Source organism: Priestia sp. ST2 (genome assembly GCF_055810735.1).
Window position 1 is genome coordinate 61,175 of sequence record NZ_JBVVNT010000008.1, and the last position, 24,046, is coordinate 85,220.

Annotated in this window: 26 protein-coding genes, 1 pseudogene and 1 riboswitch; of the genes and pseudogenes, 21 read left to right on the forward strand and 6 right to left on the reverse strand. The window is 38.0% G+C overall.

Going from position 1 to position 24,046, the window contains the following annotated elements; translation table 11 throughout:
• The first annotated feature begins 76 nt into the window (after positions 1-76).
• From AC0KUU_RS25835 to AC0KUU_RS25850, 4 genes are all read left to right on the forward strand, one after another.
• Positions 77-670 (forward strand): undecaprenyl-diphosphatase, encoded by a 594-nt coding sequence (locus AC0KUU_RS25835; protein WP_043975754.1) that lies wholly within the window; start codon positions 77-79, stop codon positions 668-670.
• A 152-nt stretch (positions 671-822) separates the two neighbouring features.
• A complete protein-coding gene (locus AC0KUU_RS25840; RefSeq protein ID WP_165575634.1) occupies positions 823-1,242 on the forward strand; it encodes an organic hydroperoxide resistance protein in 420 nt (139 codons plus the stop codon).
• Positions 1,243-1,347: 105 nt separating this feature from the next.
• Positions 1,348-1,530, forward strand: a riboswitch (cobalamin riboswitch).
• Positions 1,531-1,663: 133 nt separating this feature from the next.
• Complete coding sequence (locus AC0KUU_RS25845) at positions 1,664-2,461, forward strand: HoxN/HupN/NixA family nickel/cobalt transporter (RefSeq protein ID WP_043975750.1); 798 nt, start codon at positions 1,664-1,666, stop codon at positions 2,459-2,461.
• 229 nt (positions 2,462-2,690) lie between these two features.
• Positions 2,691-3,854: a M20 family metallopeptidase gene (locus tag AC0KUU_RS25850; RefSeq protein ID WP_043975748.1), complete on the forward strand. Its 1,164-nt coding sequence runs from the start codon at positions 2,691-2,693 to the stop codon at positions 3,852-3,854.
• Positions 3,855-3,923: 69 nt separating this feature from the next.
• Here the strand turns inward: AC0KUU_RS25850 and AC0KUU_RS25855 are convergent, their stop codons facing one another.
• The gene (locus AC0KUU_RS25855; RefSeq protein ID WP_016762814.1) at positions 3,924-4,346 is read right to left on the reverse strand and encodes a DoxX family protein; all 423 of its coding nucleotides are present in this window, start codon (positions 4,344-4,346) and stop codon (positions 3,924-3,926) included.
• Between the two features lie 305 nt (positions 4,347-4,651).
• Between AC0KUU_RS25855 and AC0KUU_RS25860 the strand changes: the two genes are divergently transcribed.
• The gene (locus tag AC0KUU_RS25860; RefSeq protein ID WP_013055087.1) at positions 4,652-5,176 is read left to right on the forward strand and encodes a type 1 glutamine amidotransferase domain-containing protein; all 525 of its coding nucleotides are present in this window, start codon (positions 4,652-4,654) and stop codon (positions 5,174-5,176) included.
• Between the two features lie 46 nt (positions 5,177-5,222).
• On the opposite strand, the gene AC0KUU_RS25865 is transcribed toward AC0KUU_RS25860, so the two are convergent.
• Positions 5,223-5,462, reverse strand: coding sequence for a hypothetical protein (locus AC0KUU_RS25865; protein ID WP_230184681.1), 240 nt, complete (start codon positions 5,460-5,462; stop codon positions 5,223-5,225).
• 346 nt (positions 5,463-5,808) lie between these two features.
• Between AC0KUU_RS25865 and AC0KUU_RS25870 the strand changes: the two genes are divergently transcribed.
• Complete coding sequence (locus tag AC0KUU_RS25870; RefSeq protein WP_013081487.1) at positions 5,809-6,297, forward strand: DinB family protein; 489 nt, start codon at positions 5,809-5,811, stop codon at positions 6,295-6,297.
• A 26-nt stretch (positions 6,298-6,323) separates the two neighbouring features.
• Here the strand turns inward: AC0KUU_RS25870 and AC0KUU_RS25875 are convergent, their stop codons facing one another.
• Positions 6,324-7,076, reverse strand: coding sequence for a lipase family protein (locus AC0KUU_RS25875; protein WP_013081488.1), 753 nt, complete (start codon positions 7,074-7,076; stop codon positions 6,324-6,326).
• Between the two features lie 254 nt (positions 7,077-7,330).
• On the opposite strand from AC0KUU_RS25875, the gene AC0KUU_RS25880 reads away from it, so the two are divergent.
• Positions 7,331-8,785: an alanine/glycine:cation symporter family protein gene (locus AC0KUU_RS25880; protein WP_043975744.1), complete on the forward strand. Its 1,455-nt coding sequence runs from the start codon at positions 7,331-7,333 to the stop codon at positions 8,783-8,785.
• A 32-nt stretch (positions 8,786-8,817) separates the two neighbouring features.
• On the opposite strand, the gene AC0KUU_RS25885 is transcribed toward AC0KUU_RS25880, so the two are convergent.
• Complete coding sequence (locus AC0KUU_RS25885) at positions 8,818-9,873, reverse strand: aromatic acid exporter family protein (protein ID WP_322551674.1); 1,056 nt, start codon at positions 9,871-9,873, stop codon at positions 8,818-8,820.
• Positions 9,874-10,016: 143 nt separating this feature from the next.
• Here AC0KUU_RS25885 and AC0KUU_RS25890 point away from each other — a divergent pair, with 143 nt between their 5' ends.
• The gene (locus AC0KUU_RS25890; RefSeq protein WP_322551675.1) at positions 10,017-11,183 is read left to right on the forward strand and encodes a M20 family metallopeptidase; all 1,167 of its coding nucleotides are present in this window, start codon (positions 10,017-10,019) and stop codon (positions 11,181-11,183) included.
• 54 nt (positions 11,184-11,237) lie between these two features.
• On the opposite strand, the gene AC0KUU_RS25895 is transcribed toward AC0KUU_RS25890, so the two are convergent.
• Positions 11,238-11,693: a ferritin-like domain-containing protein gene (locus tag AC0KUU_RS25895; RefSeq protein WP_162215174.1), complete on the reverse strand. Its 456-nt coding sequence runs from the start codon at positions 11,691-11,693 to the stop codon at positions 11,238-11,240.
• A gap of 151 nt (positions 11,694-11,844) precedes the next feature.
• Here AC0KUU_RS25895 and corA point away from each other — a divergent pair, with 151 nt between their 5' ends.
• From corA to AC0KUU_RS25910, 3 genes and pseudogenes are all read left to right on the forward strand, one after another.
• Positions 11,845-12,810, forward strand: coding sequence for a magnesium/cobalt transporter CorA (gene corA, locus AC0KUU_RS25900; RefSeq protein ID WP_162215175.1), 966 nt, complete (start codon positions 11,845-11,847; stop codon positions 12,808-12,810).
• Between the two features lie 154 nt (positions 12,811-12,964).
• On the forward strand, positions 12,965-14,551 hold the full coding sequence (gene dcuS, locus AC0KUU_RS25905) for a DcuS/MalK family sensor histidine kinase (protein ID WP_322552482.1): 1,587 nt from the start codon (positions 12,965-12,967) through the stop codon (positions 14,549-14,551).
• Positions 14,544-14,876, forward strand: a pseudogene (locus AC0KUU_RS25910) (response regulator); the annotation flags it as partial. The gene dcuS and the pseudogene AC0KUU_RS25910, both read left to right, overlap by 8 nt.
• A gap of 241 nt (positions 14,877-15,117) precedes the next feature.
• Here AC0KUU_RS25910 and AC0KUU_RS25915 read toward each other — a convergent pair.
• Positions 15,118-15,267, reverse strand: a complete 150-nt coding sequence (locus tag AC0KUU_RS25915) for a DUF952 domain-containing protein (protein WP_354002547.1) — start codon at positions 15,265-15,267, stop codon at positions 15,118-15,120.
• Positions 15,268-15,430: 163 nt separating this feature from the next.
• Here AC0KUU_RS25915 and AC0KUU_RS25920 point away from each other — a divergent pair, with 163 nt between their 5' ends.
• The 10 genes from AC0KUU_RS25920 to essB all read left to right on the forward strand — a co-directional run bounded on the left by AC0KUU_RS25920 (position 15,431) and on the right by essB (position 24,043).
• Positions 15,431-16,045, forward strand: coding sequence for a cobalamin B12-binding domain-containing protein (locus AC0KUU_RS25920; RefSeq protein WP_473453791.1), 615 nt, complete (start codon positions 15,431-15,433; stop codon positions 16,043-16,045).
• A gap of 236 nt (positions 16,046-16,281) precedes the next feature.
• The gene (locus AC0KUU_RS25925) at positions 16,282-17,034 is read left to right on the forward strand and encodes an STAS domain-containing protein (protein WP_043975732.1); all 753 of its coding nucleotides are present in this window, start codon (positions 16,282-16,284) and stop codon (positions 17,032-17,034) included.
• Between the two features lie 293 nt (positions 17,035-17,327).
• Positions 17,328-18,422, forward strand: coding sequence for an ATP-binding protein (locus tag AC0KUU_RS25930; RefSeq protein ID WP_280558985.1), 1,095 nt, complete (start codon positions 17,328-17,330; stop codon positions 18,420-18,422).
• A gap of 365 nt (positions 18,423-18,787) precedes the next feature.
• Positions 18,788-19,993, forward strand: a complete 1,206-nt coding sequence (locus tag AC0KUU_RS25935; RefSeq protein WP_043975728.1) for a DEAD/DEAH box helicase — start codon at positions 18,788-18,790, stop codon at positions 19,991-19,993.
• A gap of 251 nt (positions 19,994-20,244) precedes the next feature.
• On the forward strand, positions 20,245-20,562 hold the full coding sequence (locus AC0KUU_RS25940; RefSeq protein ID WP_013055102.1) for a hypothetical protein: 318 nt from the start codon (positions 20,245-20,247) through the stop codon (positions 20,560-20,562).
• Positions 20,563-20,671: 109 nt separating this feature from the next.
• A complete protein-coding gene (locus AC0KUU_RS25945; protein ID WP_043975725.1) occupies positions 20,672-21,271 on the forward strand; it encodes a WXG100 family type VII secretion target in 600 nt (199 codons plus the stop codon).
• A gap of 61 nt (positions 21,272-21,332) precedes the next feature.
• Entirely contained in the window at positions 21,333-21,725 is a 393-nt protein-coding gene (locus AC0KUU_RS25950) for an SseB family protein (protein ID WP_013055104.1), read from the forward strand.
• A gap of 372 nt (positions 21,726-22,097) precedes the next feature.
• Complete coding sequence (locus AC0KUU_RS25955; protein ID WP_013055105.1) at positions 22,098-22,391, forward strand: WXG100 family type VII secretion target; 294 nt, start codon at positions 22,098-22,100, stop codon at positions 22,389-22,391.
• A 93-nt stretch (positions 22,392-22,484) separates the two neighbouring features.
• The gene (gene yukD, locus AC0KUU_RS25960; protein WP_013055106.1) at positions 22,485-22,724 is read left to right on the forward strand and encodes an ESX secretion system protein YukD; all 240 of its coding nucleotides are present in this window, start codon (positions 22,485-22,487) and stop codon (positions 22,722-22,724) included.
• 14 nt (positions 22,725-22,738) lie between these two features.
• Positions 22,739-24,043: a type VII secretion protein EssB gene (essB, locus tag AC0KUU_RS25965; protein ID WP_230184685.1), complete on the forward strand. Its 1,305-nt coding sequence runs from the start codon at positions 22,739-22,741 to the stop codon at positions 24,041-24,043.
• The last annotated feature ends 3 nt before the right edge of the window (positions 24,044-24,046 follow it).

Genomic DNA, 24,046 nt, shown 5'->3' on the forward strand with positions numbered 1-24,046 from the left:
GACAAAAACATGTTCATTTTCTCAAGAAACTGATAAGATAGCTAATGACATTTAAAAATAAGAAAGGATTTCGATTATGTTATCAGCTATTAATTCAGTAGATTATACCATCTTCCACGCGGTGAATCAGTATGCCTCACACGTAAAGCCTCTAGATTCGCTGATGGTATTCTTTGCAGATTATGCCCAGTATGTACTTATCGTTTTACTCGGCTTGTTTTTACTTATTAATAAAAACGGCAGCCGTGTTGTAGCATTTCAAGCTTTGTGTGCTTGTGCCACAGGAGTCATTATCAATAAAGTGATTAGTTTATTTGCTTATCGAGATCGTCCGTTTATCTCTCACCACGTGAATCAGCTTGTTGATCACGCCGCAAATTCTTCATTTCCAAGCGATCATGCTACATCTGCATTAGTTATCACTTTTACCATTTGGCTGCATTTCAAACGTTCAGGACGCATGTGGGTTGTCATGGGCGTACTCATTGCCTTTTCACGCGTATGGGTTGGCGTTCATTATCCATTCGATGTGTTAACAGGAGCCGTTTTAGGCTGCGTGCTGGCGCTGTTTATTCATTATGTTATTTTTAATACGAAACTGATGAGGTCCATTACCAACTTGTCTATTTTTCGAAAATCAGCTTATGACGAACAGTCTCAATATTATTAAGAAAAAGTCGCAAATACGCGGCTTTTTTTATTGGGAAATTTTTAACGTATTTAATACTTGTTTTTTAAAATTAAATTGTGTACAATTAAATCATAGAAACGATAAATAAAAAACTTTTAATAAAATTAATGAAAAAGAGGAGAGGTTTATACATGAAAGCTTTATATGAAACAACAGTCGTTAACACAGGTGGAAGAACAGGAGAAGTTCACTCTTTAGATAACATCTTTAACTTAGACGTTGCAACACCTCCAGCGCTTGGTGGAGAAGCAACAACAGCAACAAACCCAGAGCAGCTGTTTGCAGCTGGATACAGTGCTTGTTTCAACAGCGCGTTAGAATTTATGTTGAAAAAACATAACGTAGAAATCAAAAGCAGTGAAGTAAAAGCTACTGTTCAGCTGCTTCCTGATAAAGCTGATCAAGGAGTGAAAATTGAAGTAGCGCTTGAAGCACATATCGAAGGCTTAGATTTAGAAACAGCGAAAAAATATGTAGACCTAGCTCATTCATACTGCCCGTATTCAAAAGCAATCAGCGGCAACGTAGACGTAACGATAGAAGTAGTTTAATTGCTTTAAAAAGCCCTGCTAAGCATGTAAAGCTTAGCAGGGCTTTTTTATTTGAATTTTCTCTATTCATTTGTAAGCGGTACTAGTATAATGAGGAAGAAAATGAATCATTCGCACAGTTTAGGTGCTCTTACATAGCGTAAGAGGTAACAGGGAATCGAGTGCAAATCTCGAGCGGTCCAGCCACTGTAAGCAGGGAGTTTTCTATCTTATCGTCACTCAAAATGGGGAAGGCGGTAGAAAATGATGATCTCAAGCCAGGAGACCTACCTATTCTGTACACTTGACTCTTCTAGGAAAGAGGCGGTGTATCAAGGTACGCAGTGAGCAATTGCTGTTTATTTTCATATGCCGACACGTCCTCAATTTCTATAGAATTGAGGCTTTTTTACGTTTTATTTTAAAAAAAGGAGTGTAGGAAATGGAAGGTTTATCAGTTTTTTTACTTGTCTTTTTATTAGGAATCAGGCACGGATTGGATGCAGATCACTTAGCTTTTATTGATGGCCAGACCCGATATAATTGGAGAATGGGCAGCCGTTTTGCCCCGTGGGTTGGAACGCTGTTTTCACTAGGTCATGGAGGAATGGTGGCCGTCACGGCCGGGGTGCTGGGCGTGGTGATGAAGAATTTTACGTTTCCTTCATATTTCGATCATTTTGCATCTTGGGTATCCATTATCTCTCTCTTTCTGATTGGAACATTAAACACATATCATTTGCTTCGAACTAAAAATAAAGAAGAAGAGTTTCAGCTGAGCGGATTAAAAGGGAAGTTTATTCCGAAAATCGCAAAAGGAACAACGAATCCTTTTTTAATTATTCTTGTAGGGGCATTGTTCGCTTTAGCAGCCGAAACGGTCAGTCAAACGGCCGTGTGGTCTCTAGCTGCAGGGAACGCAGGCAAGTATACGCCGCTTTTGTTGGGACTAGTGTTTATGTTTGGCATGATGCTTACAGATACAATCGATTCGATGATTGTACATAAAATGGTGAATGAATCGAGTAAATTTGGACAATCTGCTTCCCGCTTGATGGGCTGGGTTATTGTTGTCCTCGCGTATGGTGTGTCGTTCTATTTAGCATTCACTTTCTTTAACCCATGGGCCGAAGTAAACTTTGAAATGGTTGGCGTTATTCTGTTTATTTTTTTAGTGTCTATGTTTGTTTTTGTGAGTGTGAAGTCAAAAGGAAAAAATATTAAAATAAATGTCAATTAGTCAAACGAAAGCTTTAATCTGTTGAAGATTGAAGCTTTTTTGTATGAATTTGTTGAAGTTTATGGCTATTTTCGGTCGGTTATGAATAAGTTAAAGTATTATCTGTATTTAAAGGATGGAAAATTGTCTGAAAACCATTATAATTAAGGATAATTTAAGGTCGTTATGTGAAACGTAGAACATAGTTATACGTAAAATAAATAAAAGCATTTAATGCAAGCAGCAGGGGTTGTTTGGAGGAGGAATTGATTTGAGTCAGGTAATGGTAGAACAAAGCGTGTTTAGTTATTTAAAAGAACACGAACAAGATATGCTTGAAGATTTAATTGGATTTGTGAAAAAAGAATCACCGTCCTACAGTAAAGAGTTAGTAGATCAGTGTGGAATGTATTTAACGCAGCTGTTTCAAAAGCGGTTAGGGGTAGGGTACGAAATCATAGAAGAAAAAGAAGTAGGAAACCACTTGAAATTTACGATTGGAGAAGGAGAAAAGCAGCTTTTAATTATCGGTCATTTTGACACGGTATGGGAAAAGGGAAGGCTGAGTCTAAGAACGGAGGGAAACAAGCTGTATGGTCCGGGAATTTTAGACATGAAAGGCGGCATTGTACAATCTATATGGGCGATTAAAGCGATTCAAGAGCTTGGCTTATCGCTCGATAAAAAAATTGTGTTTTTCTGTAATTCGGATGAAGAGATTGGGTCAATTTCTTCTAAAAAATACATTGAAGAAGAAGCACAAAGAAGTGAAGCAGTGCTAGTAGCGGAACCAGCGGTGGCGGGTTCAGGTGCGTTAAAAACGTCGCGCAAAGGAGCGGGGATTTTCACCGTAAAAGTATGGGGACGAGCAGCACACGCGGGTAATCACCACAAAGAAGGAATCAATGCGATTGAAGAGCTGGCGCGCCAAGTGATTTTCTTGCAGGGCTTAACAGATTATGAAAAAGGTACAACGGTTAACGTTGGGACATTTACGGGAGGCAGCGGTACAAATGTAGTGCCGGAATATGCAGAAGCGCACGTGGATTTACGTGTTTCTACAGAAGAAGAAGCAAAACGCATGACGGATATTATTTTGAATTTAACACCCATTTTAAAAGGGATTAAGCTCGAAGTAACGGGAGGCATGAATCGTCCTCCGATGGTCAAGTCTAAACAAACGGAAGAGCTATTTGAATGCGCTCAGTCAATCGCGGCGAAACTGGGTATGAAATTGGAAGAAGCAGCTGTGGGCGGCGGAAGTGATGGCAATTTTACAGCGGCCATTGGTGTTCCCACGCTGGATGGATTAGGAGCATGCGGAAAAGGAATACATGCAGAATATGAACATATTCAAATTGATACGTTGTCCGAGCGTTCTTCTTTATTTGCGAATTTGCTGCTGCAAATATAAAAAAAGCCCGCCTCAAACGGCGGGGACTAATCTTAAAGCTTATATTGGGAGAGTATAAGCTTTCTTTTTTTATTTACTGCTTTCTTCTTGAAGAGAAAAGGCAGTTTCTTTCTTTTTGAATACCACTGCATCAAGAGCAAGGAACTGGCTTCCTGCAAGAAATAAGTGAGCAGACATGGCAATTAAGGCAATATCAAATTCAAACCCGCCAACAAATCCGCTTTTAAGCTTGGCTGTAAAAATGGCGCCAAGCATAACTGCCACAAATAAAGCAGATACGACTCTTGTTGCTAGGCCAAGAATAATAAGAATCCCACCTACAAGTTCAATGGTTGCAACAATATATGCCATGAAACCAGGGATTCCTAAGCTATCGAAGAACCCTACTGTATTTTCAATCCCGCCTTGCCATTTTTGAAAGCCGTGTACTAAAAATGTAAAACCTAATACTAAACGAATAATAAGTGAACCAATTTCCACGTTTTTATTCACTTTACTTCCTCCTTTAAGTGTATTTGAAAAACACTACATTATGTAGTGTGAAAGCCCGAAAAAAGAAATGTAGCAATTAAATCAGAAAGTCTTTCTTATTTGGATAATTTTATAACATTATGAACATCACACTACACATTGTAGTGTGATGTTTGTCCTCAGTCAAGAGGAAATATAAAATTAGACCATTTGGCATACAAAAATTTTCTGAAGAGCACTTGAAAAATCCTTTAATTATGTACAAGTTAGTCCCTTATTTTCAATCTTATTCTCCAACATGCTATACTGATGGCGGAGGTGTTACGATGCGTTTAGAAAATAAAAGAGTTATTGCGCTTGTTAGTGCAGACTTTGAAGATCTAGAACTATGGTATCCAGTGATGCGTCTTCGAGAAGAAGGAGCAGAAGTACATTTAGTTGGAGAAAAAGCAAACGAAACGTACATGGGGAAATACGGTGTTCCAGCCGTATCGGACTACGCGTTTAAAGATGTTGATCCAGCTGAATATGATGCTATTTTAGTACCTGGGGGCTGGGCGCCGGATAAACTGCGCCGCTATCCTGAAGTAATTGAAATGGTTCGTCATATGGATGAACAGCAAAAACCAATCGGCCAAATCTGCCATGCAGGATGGGTATTAATTTCTGCAAAAATCTTAGATGGCCGAAACGTAACAAGTACGCCAGGAATCAAAGATGATATGGAAAATGCGGGAGCTATTTGGCATGATGAAGCAGTCGTAATCGACGGCCACATTATTTCAAGCCGCCGTCCGCCAGACCTTCCTCCTTATGCAAAAGCATTTGCTGATGTACTAGCAGAGCAATAAGAAAAAAGCCGAAACCACATTGGTTTCGGCTTTTTTATAAGATCCGTTAAAAAAAGAAATGATAAAGTAAATAAAAAGTATCATTAAAAAAGCGAGCAGATGCATCTGCTCGCTTTTGTTCGTGTTTCTTATCAGTAACTTGCTTTTGCAAGTGTAAAAACAAAATGATTACTTTCTTTATAAAATCCATGATTACGGTTTTTGTATGTTTCGTTGTTGTTAGGGCACAATTAGCATTGATTGTGCTTGCATGGATTTCATCCATTGCCGCGGTTTGTTTTTCCACATGATCGATTAACCTAAACGACGCAAGCCCTACCTCTCTTGCATCCTTACGGCTCCGAAGCCGATCCAGTGTGAATAAGTTTTGTTCAAAGACATGTGTCGAATGCCAGTATTTTTACCTTGCATTGTACGATACATCCTTTCAAGTTACTTTCACTATGTCCAGCTCTTAAAGAAAAGCCAGAAATCTAAATATAACACCTCAGTTGATCTATGTCAAATAGAAAATGTGATTTTTTCACGTGAAACAATTGCAGCTAAAACATGGTTAAATAAAGGGATATCTTTTTTATATGGAAGAGTTTTTTGATACGATAAGTTAGAGGAATCCTAGAGGAGGATGAAAAATGAATAAAAATGAACAGTTTCGAAATGATGTATTGAGAAGTGTAGAATCATTAACATATGAACAATTAAATCAACAGCCAGCATCTAATACATGGAGCGTTATGCAAGTATTAGAACATTTATATTTGATGGAGCGCATGATTGTTTCACGTGTAAAGGATCAGTTAGAAAACGGTGTGGATCAGCCAACTGAAGATAAGCCGTTTCATTTAGCGGTAGACCGTTCGCGAAAAGTAGATGCACCGGCTCAAGTTACGCCTTCTAATGAAAAGCAGACATTAGAAGAGATGAAGAGTAAGCTGGCAGAATCAAGAGCGGCTTTAATAGAGCTAGAAGAAACAGCAAGTGAAGACAAGCTAAAGCAAAAATCATTTCCACACCCTGTGTTTGGGTTAATGGATTTAAAGCAGTGGATTGATTTTATTGGCTATCATGAAAAGCGTCATCAAGAACAAATAGAAGAAATCAAAACAGCAATTGGTGCATAAAAAAAACAGGCAGTCCGCCTGTTTTTTTATTTTTGGACCAAAATAGGATAGTCCGACATCATCCAAATACCAACACTGTATGTTTGGGGATTATGATTCCCTACGGTAGAGCCTGTTTGAATCGTAAACGAGAGTTGCAGAGGATCTTGATCGTAATAAATCGTTTGCTTGGTGGAAGGGGAATAAAGGCGCTTCGGAGGGATTTTAGGAACCGTATCCGTCGTGTTAACAAAACAGCGGCTATTTGAAACAAGATTTGTGTATGTTTGAACGAATTGAGGATCACCTACTCGAGGAGCTCCGTAGTTGTACATTGTAACTTCCGGAAAAGATGCGTTTGTGGCGACATCTAAGGCATGAAGAGCAGCGAGTGCACCACCTAGGCTATGCCCCGTTATATAAAGTGGCTTGGGGGTAAGGGACTGATATGTTTCAAAAATTTCATCACGGCATGATTCGTAAACGGCTAAAAAACCTTCGTGAACGAGACCAGCTTGTTGATTGTATGGATAAGGGCGCTGCCTAATGCGAGCATCAGCAATCCAGTCTGCCTCAGATTGAGTTCCTCGAAAGGCAATTACGATAGAGTCATCAGATTCTAAAATAAAACCAAACCATTCTTGCACCCCTACGGCAGAAGCTTTAAACGATTTAATAAGCCGGTAGCCTTCAGGTACATCAAATGTGCCTCCCTGTGCGTATTGCTTATAAGCTAAGACGCACGCATAAAGAAGGTCTAGAGCTAAAGGACGATAAAATAAAGGCTCTATTCTCATCATTGTTTTTCACACCTTCTAATAGAAAATAACTCCTATAGCCTATGTGTTCCTGAGAAGAAAGGTGCAGATACCCCTCTTTTGAAAGCAATAATTACGGAATGTAAACGGTTTATTGTTGGATGTTTTTGAGGATTTTACAAGTTTTTTTGTATATTTTAACTAAAAATTAGTTTTAATTTAGAGTTTTATTGTTAAAATTTATAATTTAACTTATAATTTAAAATAGTCTGAATGTAAAATAAGGGGGTTATCGTTTGGAGCAATTTGTAACGAGTTTGAATAATGTGCTATGGAGCACGCCTGTTATTTATGGGTGTCTTGCGATTGGCCTGTTTTTCTCAATTTTAACGAGGTTTTTGCAGGTGAGACACTTAAAAGACATGATTATGCTGATGTTTCAAGGTAAAAGTTCAGAAGCAGGAGTTTCTTCCTTCCAAGCCCTGTCTCTAGCGCTGTCGGGACGAGTCGGAACAGGAAACATTGCTGGAGTTGCGACAGCTATCGCGTTTGGAGGTCCAGGGGCTGTATTTTGGATGTGGACAGTTGCTTTTATTGGTGCTTCTAGTGCATTCATCGAATCAACACTTGCTCAAATTTATAAAGTTAAACAAGATGGCCAATATCGAGGTGGCCCAGCGTACTACATTGAAAAAGGAACGGGTATGAAATGGTATGGCATTTTATTTGCTATTGCAGCACTTGTTGCGATGAGTATCTTAATGCCGGGCGTTCAGTCTAACTCCATCGCGCTTGGAATCGACAACGCATTTGGCGTTAGTCCAACGGTTACAGCAGTAGGATTAGTTATTATTCTTGCTTTTATTATCTTTGGAGGCGTTAAGCGTATTGCAGGAGTGGCCCAATTCGTTGTACCTTTTATGGCACTTGGGTATATTATTTTAGCTCTTATTATTATTGCCATGAACATTTCCGAGTTGCCGGGAGTTATCGCTCTTATTTTTAAAAGTGCTTTTGCATTAGATTCTGCTTTTGGAGGAATTGTTGGTTTAGCTGTTTCTTGGGGAGTTAAGCGAGGCATCTATTCAAACGAAGCAGGACAAGGTACAGGACCTCACGCAGCAGCTGCAGCAGAAGTTTCACATCCGGCGAAACAAGGTCTTGTACAAGCTTTTTCGGTTTATATTGATACACTGTTCGTTTGTTCAGCAACAGCGTTTATGATTTTATTCACAGGCATGTACAACACAGAAGGACCAGGCGGTTCATTTATTATTTCAAATTTACCGGGTGTAGAAGCAGGACCTGGATTTACACAAGCTGCTATTGAAACAGTGTTGCCGGGGTTCGGAGCTGGGTTCGTGGCAGTTGCTCTATTTTTCTTCGCGTTTACAACGATTATGGCTTATTATTACATTGCTGAAACAAATATTGCTTATCTAACTCGCGGAAAGAACGGAAAGTGGGCTATGTTTGCATTAAAGCTTGTCCTTCTAGGAGCTACGTTCTACGGGTCAGTTAAACAAGCATCACTAGCTTGGGCGTTAGGTGATGCGGGACTTGGTATCATGGTATGGCTAAATTTAATTGCTATCTTAATTTTAGCTAAGCCTGCGTTAGTTGCATTAAAAGACTATGAAGCTCAGAAAAAACAAGGGGTAGACCCTGTGTTTGATCCCGTTAAACTAGGAATTAAAAATGCAGACTACTGGGAGAAAGAATATAAGAAAGATGAGTCACAAGTTTCGTAAACAAGAAAATCCTCACATATGTGAGGATTTTTTTATGAAGAAAGCGAGACAGAGGAGTTATTTAAGTTATATCGATCCTTCAAACAATGAATACGGTGTAGTTCTTCAAGCAGATGGTGAATTGCAAGCAGTTCGTAAAGCATTGTTGTTTCCGTTGAAAAAGGGTGATCCTCTCTGTTTTCTTCCTGCTTATGTGCCCAAAACCTTTGTTTTAAAGTCAAAACAAGCGTTTGATGATGCAAAGAGCTTTTATATTGTTCATTTTGTAAGACGTTATGAAAGGAAATGAATGTATCCCATATTACTTGATGTCTTGCACTTTGCAGCTGATGAGCAGGCAAGTAAATTAAATTACCAATATGGTAGACAAGCTGCCTCATAAGAGAAAGTTTCTTATATTCATAGTGGAATTTTCTCATAGCTGTACGAGTGAAATGATGAAACTTCCATTCTTTTCGCTGATACTCACAAAGCGTCTCAATTTTTTCAATTTCAGCGGAAAGCTGCTGAAATTGAAGCTTTGTTTGTTTATGACAAGCATGTACTTGGGAAAGTTCGCTTCCTCTTTGCTGTAAAACGCTGCTCATTTGTTTTGAGAGATTTTGAATTTTCCTCGTAATAATCGGTGTATAATTAGGAGGAAGAACGATGATATTCACAAGTGAAGAAGTAAGCAGCCCAATACTGGTGGTCGCTAAACGAATTAAAAACGAGATGAAATAATGATCGTGCACAATCGTCAGCATAGCCACTCCTGTTAGCGTGGCAACGAGTGTTCCTGCATGCAAACGCAATTTAGAACAGGATATAATAGTAGAAACAGCAACAAGCATATAGGTAAGCGGCGTCACTCCTAATAGAAATGTGTAAAGCATGGCAAAAGCAGCTCCGATTGCTGAAGCAGGAAAGCGGATGAACGCTTTTTTAATAGAATCGGCAGCTGTTGGTTCAATCGTAACAATAGCTGTAATAACAGCGAGCATATATGGCCAGCCGATAGACTGGCAAATGAGTGCAGTCAAAAAAACGGCAATGCCTGTTTTAATAATACGACCGCCTAAAAAATTGAATTTTTTTACGTAAATCATTATGCATACCTTCTTTAAAACAGTTAGTAGTTTAATTATAAGGCATATTAAGGTGATAGGAAAACATGTCTTAAAAACTAGCTTTTAAAAAACGAATAAATATACTATAATTTGTTTAAATATTTAAAAGAGGAGTACGACTAATGAAACAATTAATAAATGAAGCAATTAATAACTTACAGGATACATTTTATAATATAAGCAAATATATTGGGCAAAACCCTGAGCTTGGCCACGAAGAATTCAAAGCGTGCAAAGCATTAACGGATGTTTTAAAAGAACAAGGGTTCACAGTTGAAATTGGTACATGTGACTTGCCAACGGCTTTTACTGCTGTTTATGACAGTCAAAAGCCAGGTCCGTCGATTGGGTTTATGGCTGAGTACGATGCTTTGCCGGATCTCGGACATGCATGCGGCCATAACTTAATTGGAACCATGTCGATTGCAGCTGGTATTGGTCTTAGTAAAGCAGTTGCAGAAACAGGCGGTAAAGTATACGTATATGGAACGCCTGCAGAGGAAACACGAGGCGGCAAAGTAACGATGGCCAAGCAAGGCATTTTTAATCATTTAGACGTAGCTATGATGGTACATCCTTATTACTGTCACCAAAAAAGTGGACGTTCTCTTGCAATGGATGCCATTCAGTTTGAGTTCTTCGGAAAATCCGCGCACGCAGCTGCTGCTCCTCATGAAGGAATCAACGCGTTAGACGGCGTATTACAAACGTTCAACAGCATTAATGCGCTTCGCCAGCATGTGAAGCCGGATGTACGCATTCATGGAGTGATTACAGAGGGAGGCAAGGCGGCCAACGTTGTACCGGATTATGCAGTAGCACAATTTTATGTCCGCGCTTCAACCCGTGCATATGTAGATGAAGTGACAGAGAAGGTGAAGGCATGTGCCAACGGCGCTGCTCTAGCCACGGGAACAAAATTAAAAATCTCAAACTATGAGTTTTCTTATGATGATATGCAAACGAATCAAACATTATCCGATGTCTATACAAATAATCTCATCTCATTAGGCGTGAGCGAACAAAGCATTACGGAAGACCAAGGCGATCATGGATCTTTAGATATGGGGAATGTAAGTCAGGTTGTTCCGGCTATTCATCCGTATATTCAAATTTGTGATGATTATTTTGTTTGTCATACGCACGAATTTAGAGAAGCAGCTTTAAGTGAGCAAGGAAGAGAAGCAATGATACTCGGGGCACAAACAATGGCATTAACAGGGTATGACGTATTAACAAATCAAACGCTGCTCCAAAAAATCAAAGAAGAATTTAATGCTACAAAGTAAGAGGTAATGATAAAACCATACCAAATAATACGCTTGCGACTGCAAGCGTATTATTTAGTATGAGAAGCGGGACTGAATGGTTCGGAAAATTTGACCGTGGCGCTGTTCATCGCTCGCAGCTCGAACAATGCGGCTTTGAATTCGAGCATTGGTGATTCTTCTAGCGATTGATTGATAAAATGGAACGGTTTCTACTTCATCTTTAATGGATTCAGAGACCCCTTCTTGAAAAGTATTTGGCAGTTTTATGTTTAATGAAATTTGTGGGTAGCTGCCTGATAAATCATAATAGGCTTTAGAAAACCAGTCAAAGTGTTTAATTTCATCCTGCCGAATACCTAATATAGCTTGTTGAACCTGATTATTAGGAGCCAGTTCTGCTAAGCGTGTATAGTAGTGAATAGCGGAAAACTCGTCGTTTACAGCTTTGTTTATATCTCTTAGAAGCTGTTCGTCTAGCCTTGTATCATCTTCCCAATATTCTTCGTGCCGGGAGTAAAACTCATACATATGGATATACCTCCTCACCGTTTTGTTCTCTTGTCGTCACCATCATCGTATGTATAGACGAGAAAAGACGTACATTAAAAGAAAAAAGTTTAACAAAATGGTAAAAAGGGTATGTGCAGAGAATAGTATCAAAAAAGACAGAGGTTATCTTATGATTAAAATTGTAGCTAAAACCAAAGAAGGAGCTATTAAAGAAATAGAAATGAATGAGATTCGTTCAAGCCATGAGTTTCAATGGTATTGGGTTGATTTTTACAATCCCACCGAGGAAGAAAAAAAGCAGCTTGAACAATTTAATTTTCATCCTTTAGCAGTTGAGGACTGTTTAAATCAAGGTCAGCGCGCTAAATTTGAGTTGTATGATGAGCATTATTTTTTAGTCTATTATGCCCTTCATAAAGAAGAGCTTGAGCACTTAGAAGTATCTGCGTTTGTAGGGGATAACTTTTTAGTCACTTACCATATGGATAAGCTAACGAGCGTGGCTAGGGTTTGGGAGCTTATTAAAAAAGACCCTGAGGCTACCGAAGATGGAACATGGGATATCATGTATGAACTTTTAGATCATACCGTTGACGAATACTTCCCCGTGCTTTATAAATTTGAAGATCACATAGACGATATTGAAGACAATGCAAAAGACGAACCTATGGATGAATTAATGAGGCAGCTTTATGACATCCGAAGTGATTTGTCACGAATGCGCCGCATTTTAAACCCCATGAGAGATTTAATGTATCGTATTATGTCAACCAATGCGTTAAAAGCAAAAGAGCAGGTTCGCTATTTTAATGACATTTATGACCACTTATTAAATATGATTGAAATTATGCAAGCAAGCAGGGATTTGTCAAATGATATTCGAGAAAGCTTTATGTCCATTAACTCGGATCGTATGAATTCAATCATGTTTACGCTAACGCTTATGTCAGCTATTTTCTTACCGTTGACGTTTATTGCTGGCCTCTATGGCATGAACTTTTCATATATGCCGGAACTGACGGGGAAATATAATTATTTTATTGTACTTGGCATTATGATTGGGCTTGTAGGCGTAATGGTCTTTGCCTTTTATAAAATGGGATGGTTTAAATATCGAAAAGGACCGAAACTATAAAGTAGATTGTTAACCTTCCTGTATAAATGTTAATCAACTCAGTAAAAATGAAATTAAATAAGCGAAGATCTTATCTGACTCTAGATAAGATCTTTTTCTTGTGCTATAAACAAGAAAAGCAGGGAAGCGAGGGAAGAATGTGAAACACGGAAGAATGGGTCTGCGAAGCATCACGGTGCTGCTTGTATGCATGGTGGTGATTCTATCGCTATTGTTAACGGATTTATTAGTTAGCAGTTCAATTGGAAAAAATATTCGGGATCAACAGGCTGAAAAAGCTCGGACTATTGCTACGATTATTTCAGAATCAACGAACGTGAAAGAAGGACTAGAGACAAAAACACCTCAGTCAATTCAAGAATTCACTAAACGAATTCGTAAAAAATCAAGCGTCTTGTTTATCGTTGTTATGGATATGAATGGAATTCGGCAATCTCATCCAGATCCTAAAAAGATAGGAAAGAGGTTTGCCGGAGGGGATGAGCAAAAATCATTGCACGGGAAATCTTATGTATCTGTATCAAAAGGAACGCTCGATAAATCTCTGCGCGCTTTTGCACCTATTTATAATGAAAAAAATCAACAAATTGGCGCAGTAGCTGTGGGGATTTCTTTGAATAATGTAAATGAAGCAATTAGAGATGGGCATCGTCGAATTGTTTTAGGTTCATTAATTGGTTTACTTGTAGGCATTCTTGGTGCTATTTTATTAGCGAATTACATAAAGAAAATTTTATTTGGCTTGGAACCTTCTGAAATTGCTAAAATTCTAGAAGAGAGAAGTACCATGCTGCAGTCGGTTCGTGAAGGAGTGATAGCTGTTGATAAAGAAGGTAATATTACACTTGCTAATCGTTCTGCACGCCGCTTATTTGTTAAAGCAGGGTTAGCGCCAGAGCCAATCGGTTTGTCTATTCGAGAATATATGCCCACCTCCAGGCTGGACGACGTTTTGTCTACGGGGGAATCTCATTACGATGAAGAGCAATTCATAAATGGAGTAGCCATTGTGGTTAACAGGGTTCCGCTAGTAGTAAACGAAGAGATTGTAGGGGCACTTTCTACGTTTCGGGATAAAACAGAAGTTAACATCTTAGCAGAACAGCTAACAGGTGTTAAAATGTATGTGGAAGCGCTTCGAGCACAATCGCATGAATTTATGAATAAACTTCATGTGATTTTAGGAATGGTGCAGATGAATTATTATGATGAGCTAAAAACGTATATTCATCAGCTTGTTAATCACCGTGTCGATGAATCTAGTTCAGTGACTAAATCTATTAAAGATCATGCGTTGGCAGGGTTCCTCATGGGCAAAATGAGTTATGCTAGAGAGGAAAGTGTAGAACTGACGTTTTCCGCTCATGAAGTTATTCCAGAACCTTCAGATCCACACGTTACTCATCATCTCATTACCATTATTGGAAATTTAATTGATAATGCAATTGATTCAGTTTGTCATCAAGCCTCTAAAAAAGTGTCCGTTATGCTTGTTTATAAAAACAATAAACTTACGATTCAAGTCACGGATACAGGCTGCGGCATTCCTTCCGATACAATGAATCAGATTTTCAAGAAAGGTTTTTCTACAAAAGGCACGAGCAGAGGGTTTGGACTGCATTTAGTGAAGCAAACGATTGATGAACTAGGTGGCCAAATCGTCATTGACTCATTTATAAATAGCGGTACCACATTCTATATTGATATTCCGTACGAAACAAGGAGAGATCAAGTTGATTAAAGTATTAATTGTTGAAGATGACCCAATGGTTGCTCAGTTTAATCAAAAGTACATTGAAGAGATAGAGGGGTTTACAGTGGTCGCTGTTGCTCATTCGGGTCATGAAGCCTTGGTGAAGGTAAATGAATATCAAGTTGATTTAGTGCTGCTTGATGTCTTTATGCCTGGGCAAAATGGTTTGAAAGTTTTACAAGAGATTCGAACAAAACAAGAGGAAATAGATGTCATTTTTATCACCGCTGCTTCGGATGCCCAAACGATTCAGCAAGCTCTACGCTACGGAGCAATTGATTATTTGATTAAGCCTTTTACATTTGAACGCTTTTATCAAGCACTTTCGGCTTACAAACAAACATTTCGTACGTTAAAACAGCAACCTCAGCTTAACCAACAGGAATTAGACGGGCTGCTGTCTAATAAAAAAATAAAAGAAGCTCGGGTAGAGCCGTTGCCTAAGGGTTTAACGACAGGAACATTAGAAGTTATCGTAGAAGCCATTGAGCATCTTAAAGATCACCCTTTTTCGACTGATGATGTAGCTGAAAAAACGGGAATTTCAAGAGTATCTATTCGGAAATATTTAAAATTTCTAACAGATATAGGTCTTCTTGGGGAAAGAATGACTTACGGCACAATAGGACGACCTGTGTATGCGTACTTATACAATGAACAAAACCGTCACTTGCTGCATCACTACCTCGTTGACTTTGAAAAATAAAGAGATTGACCTGTTAGAGACGTCCGGTGCTATTTTGTCAGTGTGAGAATATTTTACTGTAGAGTGCGGGTGAGTTAAGTGGTATGGTTGATAATAACAAAGGAAAAAACAAGTCGTTTGACTGAAAAAGAGGTGGTTTCTTGATTGAAAGCATAGAACGCTTGACTGAATTACTGTTATCAGGGAATCAAGATGAAGCTTGGAATATTGTGTGGGAAAAAAGACAGCAGGGTTTCGATACATTTTATATTTTTCAGCAATTCATTTCAGTGTCGATGGCTCAAATCGGTATGATGTGGGAAGAAGATGAAATTTCAGTGGCTGATGAACATTTAGCTACTACTACCTGTGACTATGTTTTGTCACGCTATCAATTGTGTATAGAAAAAGAAGTTATTAAAAATGAAAAAAAAGGTCTGTTTTTGTGTATAGAAAATGAACAGCATTTTTTAGGTTTAAAAATGATTTCCATTCTCTTTGAAGAGCACGGCTGGCAGACGAAACTTTTAGGAGCAGATTCTCCGCTTTTACATGCAACGCACACTGTTGAACAATGGAAACCTGATTTAGTAGGAATCTCGTTCAGTTTAACTCATCATATAGAAAAAGCAAACGAATATATAGAAGGACTACAAAAGACAAAACATCAGCCGCTTATTTTAGTTGGAGGTCGAGTAGTTTCAAGCTATAAGTTTCCTCTTGCTCAAACAAATCAAGTTCGGTTTATTGNTTTTAGGAGCAGATTCTCCGCTTTTACATGCAACGCACACTGTTGAACAATGGAAACCTGATTTAGTAGGAATCTCGTTCAGTTTAACTCATCATATAGAAAAAGCAAACGAATATATAGAAGGATTACAAAAGACAAAACATCAGCCGCTTATTTTAGTTGGAGGTCGAGTAGTTTCAAGCTATAAGTTTCCTCTTGCTCAAACAAATCAAGTTCGGTTTATTGCACAGTTAGAGGAGTTGAAAGAGTTTTTTCATTATCAATCGATTAGGGGGATTAAGGTTGTCGACTATTAAATATGCTCCGCTTCCTGTTTTTATTATGGATGAGGAAATGAATATTCTAGCGCAATCTGATGAAGCAGCCGCTTTATTTGGAGAGGTTCAACATTTTTTAGAAATTGTTGACGAAGATAGTCAGATCAAAGCTAGAAAACGATTAGGGCAGAAGAAAAAAATAAAAACAGAATTAGTCATGCATTCGCACAAAGCTAAGATGTCTCTTTATACCGTGAATTGCAAATGGGAGCAAGATAAGGCGCATGTGATATGTGTAGAGGAAGATTCTCAAATTAGAATTCTTTCAGAAAAAATCCAACAACATACAGCGCGTTTATCTGAAACAGACTTAGAACTGCTGCTGCAAAAAGAACGATTAGAAAAAGCAATGAACCGAGTTATAGAACTGTCGGGACCGTTTATTCATTTATCGAACAACATGGTGCTTATACCTCTGTTTGGCGATTTATTTGAGGAAGTCATCATGAAAAATGAACATCGGCTGCTCAGACAAATAGATGAGGAAACGGTTGATCGAGTTATCATTGACTTTAATGGAATAGGTCAAATTGATGAACGAGGTGTTGCAGCCCTAGAACATTTAATATGGGAATTTCAGCTAATGGGTGTACAGATTTATTTAACAGGTGTGACACCCGATCATAGTCAATGGCTTCACCAGTATCATTTTCAAGCAAATGTAAAATCTATTAGTAACTTAGGTCAGGCCATTCATCAATTTTTTACAACGGCATGAAATGGCTACAAAAAGTGAACACTTCATATAAAGACAATAAGACAGGGGATCAATATTGATAAACAGGTGATTAAAATTTGGTGAAACACGCGCGTAAAGTAGCTTTAAGAATTTCAATTATATATATCATTATTGGCGCTGTATGGATCTTGATATCTGATAATATATCTAGAACATTAGCGCAAGGTCGTTTTGAAGTATATATTTTTTTTCAACAATACAAAGGTTGGCTTTTTATTTTAGCTACGGGGATTATTTTGTATGGGTTGGTATATAGGAGAGCTTATAAACTAGTGGAGTCCCAGCAAGAGCTCGTAGTGAAAGAACACGAACTTCAAACGAGCAATCAGCACTATCAATCTTTATTCAAACATAATCCCGATGGCGTTTTTGAAATAAGTAAAACGGGTGAAGTTCTTCTTGCTAATCCAGAAGGTGAAGGAATCGTTGGATACTCCAGTGAAGAATTACGAAAAATGAAACCTTCAGCTCTTATCGCAGCTGAAGAGTTTGATATGTGTAAAGAGTATTTTAAAGAAGTGCTGAATGGAAAAGGTGCTAAGTTCGAAATGAATGTGATCAATAGAAAGCGAGAAAGACGGCTGCTTAGGTGTTCATTGCTTCCCATCATCGTTCATAAGCAGGTAGTAGGTGTATTTATGATTGCACGTGATATTACTACATACCGTCAAGATGAAGAGCTTATGATAACCTCGGAAAAAATGTCCGTTATTGGACAAATGGCAGGTGCCGTCGCACATGAAATTAGAAACCCGCTTACTTCTTTAAAAGGCTTTGTACAGGTTATGCAAGCCTCTAAGGAAACAAATGACACATATTTAGATATTATGATGTCTGAAATCGACCGCATCAACTTAATCTCCAGTGAAATGCTCATTCTTGGAAAAAAGCAGCATGTATCTTTTGAAAAGACCAATTTATGCGAGATTTTAAAACAAGTTATTACGCTAATGGAAGCGCAGGCCAATTTAAATAATGTTTCTATTTTATTGAAAGAAACAGCCAAAAGGCCTATTTATGTTTCGGCTGATGCAAATCAATTGAAACAAGTGTTCATCAACGTGATCAAAAACGGTGTAGAAGCTATTATGGAGAAAGGTCATATTACAATAACAGTTGAAGAAAAAGGTACACGAGCATTGATTCACTTTGAAGACAATGGAATCGGAATGAGTCAAGAGAGGATTGAACAAGTAGGAACGCCGTTTTATTCTACAAAAGAAGCTGGCACTGGCTTAGGGCTGGCCGTATGTTACAAAATCATGGAGCGTCATCAAGGTACCATGCATTTTAAAAGCGGTAAAGGAAAAGGGACAACTGTTATTATTGATATGCCAATTATAGAACGAAACAGCCGCCTCTCGTAGCTCAGAGAGGCGGCTGTTTTCTTGAAAAAGAGGAAGTAAGCAGCTGAGCCCTTTGCATCTTAATCCATATAGGACATAAAACCTCCTTCTTATACAAGTTTTCGTCCATAATAAAGAGGATCATATTGTTTTCTATAGAAGCAATAGTGTATCATAGTTGAAGCTATGTTTATTGATGTAGAAAAGTTAAGGTAACAACCGATTTTTCTACTGACGGATTGACAGGGTCCCTTGGGATAAGAAAGGTTTATTTATAAATAGAAATTAAGGTCAGTATTAACGCACATGGCCACTGATACATTCGTTTAATTGAAATGAAAAAAATCGTTTATAATATCGAGAAAAGCATGGAAAAGGAGATAGATATGAGTCAGTTTATAGAGACTTTACAGCCTTTTTTACAAGAGGCGTGGAAAAAAGCAGGGTTCAATGAGCCTACTGCCATTCAAACGAAAGCTATTTCAGAGATTTTAGCTAATAAAGATGTAATAGGAGAATCCCCAACGGGAACAGGAAAGACGCTGGCATATCTGTTGCCTGTCTTACATCGCATTCAGCCGGGACCATCTCATATTCAAGCTGTTATTTTAGCATCTTCCCATGAATTGGTTATGCAAATTCACGGTGAAATTCAAACTTGGTCGCAGGGAAGCGGTATTTCAAGCGCTGCGTTTATTGGCGGAGCAAATATGAAACGGCAATTAGAAAAACTTAAAAAACGTCCCAATATCATTGTTGGTACCCCAGGACGTTTGAACGAGCTAATTAAAATGAAGAAATTAAAGATGCACGAAGTCAAAACAATTGTGATTGATGAAGCGGATCAATTGTTTGTACCTGAGCATGTTCAAACGGTTCAACAGATTGTAAAAATGGCGTTAAGTGATCGTCAAATCCTAGTCTTCTCAGCTACTGTATCAGAACGTACCAAATCGCTAGCGAAAGATATGATGAACTACCCTCTTGAAATAGAGGTAGGAAGAGATGAACTTCCGGCTTCGAAGGTAGAGCATGTATACATCAAAAGTGAAGCTAGAGATAAAGTGGACGTGCTTAGAAAACTAGTTCGTCAAGAACAAATGAAAGCTTTAGCCTTTTTTAAAGGAATTGATACTCTAATCGAGTTTGAAGAAAAATTAACATTTAAGCGTGTAGAAGCAGGTTCTTTACACAGTGAAACGAAAAAAGAAGATCGTGCTACGACGATTAAAGGGTTTCGAAAAGGAGATTTCCCTGTCTTATTAGCAACGGATGTCGCAGCTAGAGGATTAGACATTAAGGGATTGACGCATGTAATTCACATCGATGTTCCTCAAGATGCAGATCAATACGTCCATCGCTCAGGTAGAACAGGCAGATCGGGAGCAGAAGGTACAGTCATTTCTCTTGTGACTGAACGTGAAGAGCGAAATTTAAAACAAATCGCACGTGAACTTCAACTTTCATTAGTGAAAAAAGAGCTTTATATGGGTGAAATAGTGGATGAAGGAACAAAAGAGCAGTCCCGTACAGCTAAAAAACCTTCAAAAAAGCCATTTAACAAGAAAAAGAAACAAAAAGGTCGAATGTAAACTAGGTATTCTTCCTTTTATAACAGCAGTGTCACAACCTAAAAAGCAACGTCTACTGCTTTATTACAGCAGCCTGGCGTTGTTTATTTTCTCTATTTCACCTGTATAAATAAGTAAAAAGAGAGAAATGTAGATATTTTTTCCTAGGTATGAAAATAGTTTGAATGATGGATTTTGTTTTTTGTAACCTTATTTTAACATTACTTTAAGAGACTTCTAATAAAAGAGGAAGAAGGACGTGGGGACATTTTATGGATGCAATTGATGATCTCTTTGACGACATAGAGCGAAGAAGAAAAAGTAAAGAATATAGTCGAGATGCAGATCAATTAGAATCATATTTACATGAAGTTCAACGTATCATGGAATTTCTTGAAGAGGGTATCTATCTGTTTCAAAATTCGCACCAACAATATGCGTCAGATTGGTCAGGGCGTTCTAAGAGCTCATATGAGGATATTTATAATGATATTACGCAATCTACTTTTCATCTGTACGACGTAAGGGATGAATTGTTTCAAACTTTACGCTTAGAAATTTCACGATTAAGAGAGTTAGCATCGGCGTAATAAATAACATTATCGACTCACTCCTTTAGAAAGTGAGTCTTTCCGTATAGGCTTAAAAAATGTTTGGATGATGACTGAAGGCTTACAAGAGATAGGGGGACGGACATACATGGAGATAAAAGTAAATCCAGAGGTGCTGCAGACGTTTGCAGAGCGAATTCAGCACTCTCATTCACAGACGGCTGATGCACTTCAAAAACTAAGCTGGGAAGCTACAAATCTACATTTCTTGTCTGTTGCAGATATTGATAAAGTGCTGGACTTGCAGGAAGAGTTACAGCATATGATTCGCAAACTTGATTCGCTAACGGAAAACGCACATTTATTAGTAAAAGACACTGCAGAACAAATGAGAAAAGCAGATGGAGAGCTAGAAGGCTCTTCAGGCTGGACGGAGTTTTGGTCGAGCGTGTGGAGCGATGGGGGCACCCATTCACAAGATACGTGGAATGACATAAAGAACTTAAAAGAATGGAATACGTATGACAATATGCATAGAACGATTGAAAAACCTTTAGGTACTCTTAATGTTATGTGGAATTCGCTTTCTATGTCTTGGGAAGAAAAAGTAGTGAATGGTTCTACATGCAGTCGAACGGAATTTTTTACTTATGGCGTTATTCAAATGGGGTTGGGCATTTTAAGTCAGGAAATGAATCCTTCAAACATTATGTTTAGTGACAGCACAGAGGAAGTGAAGAGAGAATGAATGAAGTATATGATGGCGCTGGAAGTGAAATGGTACAGTTCCTTACAGGGTTGTCTCGGCAATGAAATATACATTTAACTTATTAGAAAAATCGTTAATTGAAGCAATGAAAGATAATAAGAAAATTGCTCAATTTTATAAAACTTTAATGAATAGCAATTTATGGCTAGTTGTTAGTTCAGAGCATGGAGCATCAGATATATTGATTGCAGAGCACTACGTTCAGACGATGAAAAGCGCAGCGTACCGATATTTACCTGTTTTTTCGTCAAAATATCCGATTGAACAGATGCTGAAAGATGAAAAGACCGTATGCGTATCATTTAAGGATATGCTGCCTGTATTAAATGAAGAAATAGCGATATTACTTAACCCTGACACGCCTCTCTCAAAATTATTCATCCCCGAAGAAATAAGGATGTTAAAAGAAGATCAAAATTATTTTAAGCAGTAGCCAAAAAATAAAAAGCGCATGTGCTTTTTCAAAACATGTCTGAATCTTAAATAAATAGAAGATATATAAAGAGGCAGGGCCTTAAATAGGCTGCTGCTTTTTTATTACTAGTAAATAGTTTTATAGATAATGAACAAAAATGTAATTTAATAGTCTTATAGTTTTTATTTTCCTTTAAATAGGTACCTATAGATCAGATGGAAAAGGTTTAAATGAGAACAAAATCTTGGTTTTTTAGGTTTTATTTGCATTTTTTAGGGGTATTTGTAGATACATATTCTCATTTTTGGAGGCTTTTGCAAGTAACCTTTGACCTTATCACTAGAGTTTCTTACAATAATAGTAAATATATAAACCGAAGGAGAGATATGTATGTCAGGAATTATTCGCGTAACACCAGCAGAGCTTCGCGACATGGCGGGTCGTTATACTAACGAAAGCGGTCAAGTTCAAGAATTAGTAAGTCGTCTTGATACAATGAAAAATCAACTTCAAGACATGTGGGAAGGTGCTTCAAGCGAAGCGTTTGCTGCTCAATACGAAGAATTAAAGCCTTCTTTCGTTGAAATGTCTAACCTACTTACAAAGATTGCTAAGCAATTAGATGACTCTGCAAACGTTCTTGAAGATACAGATAACCAAATCGCTAGCCAAATCCGCGGTTAACTTCATCTAATAATCTAAGTGAAGTAATAAAAGGAGCGCCCTATTCTCAAAAGATGAAGGCGCTTTTTCTATGTTTTGAGGTGATGAAACCCTATGTATATAGAAGTAACAGTAGACTTAAAGCACTATACAGGTGATCGGTTCGATTTGCGACTATCAAACTATCATTCACTCAAAAAAGTAGTCGAGATCGTTTGGCAAGCTAAAAAGATTACTCAATCACCAAAGGACGGTGCGTGGATACGTGTTTCAAATAAAAATCTTATTTTCTCGGGAAATGAGACGATGATTAACTGCGGAATTACCACAGGTGATTGTATCGAAATTCTCTAAAGGAGTCTATTAGAATGTCAGAGAAGAAACCGACTTACTTAGAAGAACAGCTCGAAGCTGTAATGACACGTCATAATAATGAATATACATTTGTTTTTCAAAAAGAAAAAATTCGACTTAATCGTTCTGTTGAAATTGAAATGTTAAAGGATGTAAACACGAATTTTCAAAAAGAAATCATGATGAGCGATGATGAACTTAAAATAACAATTAAGCCTACCTCTGAATTTCAACCTTTTTCAGCATTAAGAGGAAGAGAAGAACAGCAAAAGTGGCTGTTTGCAGATCAGCTTATCAAACAGGTAAAGCAGCATTCTTTTTCAAGGCTGCATTTGTTGATTTGTCCAGAGAATATCATTTTTGATAAAAGTTTAAGTCCGGCTTTTTTACATTATGGAGTGAAAGAAAGTTTACCTCCTTATGAGTCTAACGGGGAACAAAGTTTTCAAGAGTTAAAGGCTACGATAGCAGCAGCCGTTGACTCATCGCATACATTTGAACAGTATTTTAAGTTATATGAGACCTTGCAATTAAAAGAAGACGCTAAAAAAATAATGCATATCAGCAATGAGGAAGAGTTGAGTCAATTTGTTCAGCATAAGCTAACCCAAATTGAAAAGCATCAAAAGACACTTGTTCAACTTCCTCAAAAACGCTGGACCATTTTTAAGTTTTCATCTGTGGGTATACTTGTCTTATTAATTCCAGCTCTTATTTATACTTTTTACTCTTATTTTTTTGCTCAGCCGAAACAAGAAGCATTTGTAGAAAGCAACGAATACTTTCTTGAAAAAAACTACAGCAAAGTAGTCGATACACTTGAAGATTATGACATTGAAAGCATGCCTAAAATTGTGCAGTACGAAATAGCAACTTCCTATCTTGTTAATGAAAAGTTAGGTGAGGAGCAAAAAGCAAATGCTTTAAAGACTATTACGCTTCAGTCAGATCCTCAGTATTTTGCCTATTGGTTTTACATTGGCCGAGGAGACAACAAAAAAGCGCTAGAAGTCAGCAGGTTGTTAGAAGAACGTTCGTTAATTATCTATGCACTAATGAAATACGAAGGTCAGCTAAAGACAGACAACGATTTAGCGGCTGATAAAAAGCAAGAGGAGCTTGATAAAGTAGCGAACGAACTTGAAGAATTTAAGAAAGAAAATGATCAGCAAGAAGCGGAAGCAGCCAAGCAGCAAGAAGAGAAACAAGCTGAGGAGGCACAGGCGGCCAAGCAGCAGGAAGAAGAACAGAAAGCTGCAGAAGCCGAGAAAAAGAAACAAGAAGAGCAGAAAAAACAGCAGGAAGATCAATCGAAGTAGGGA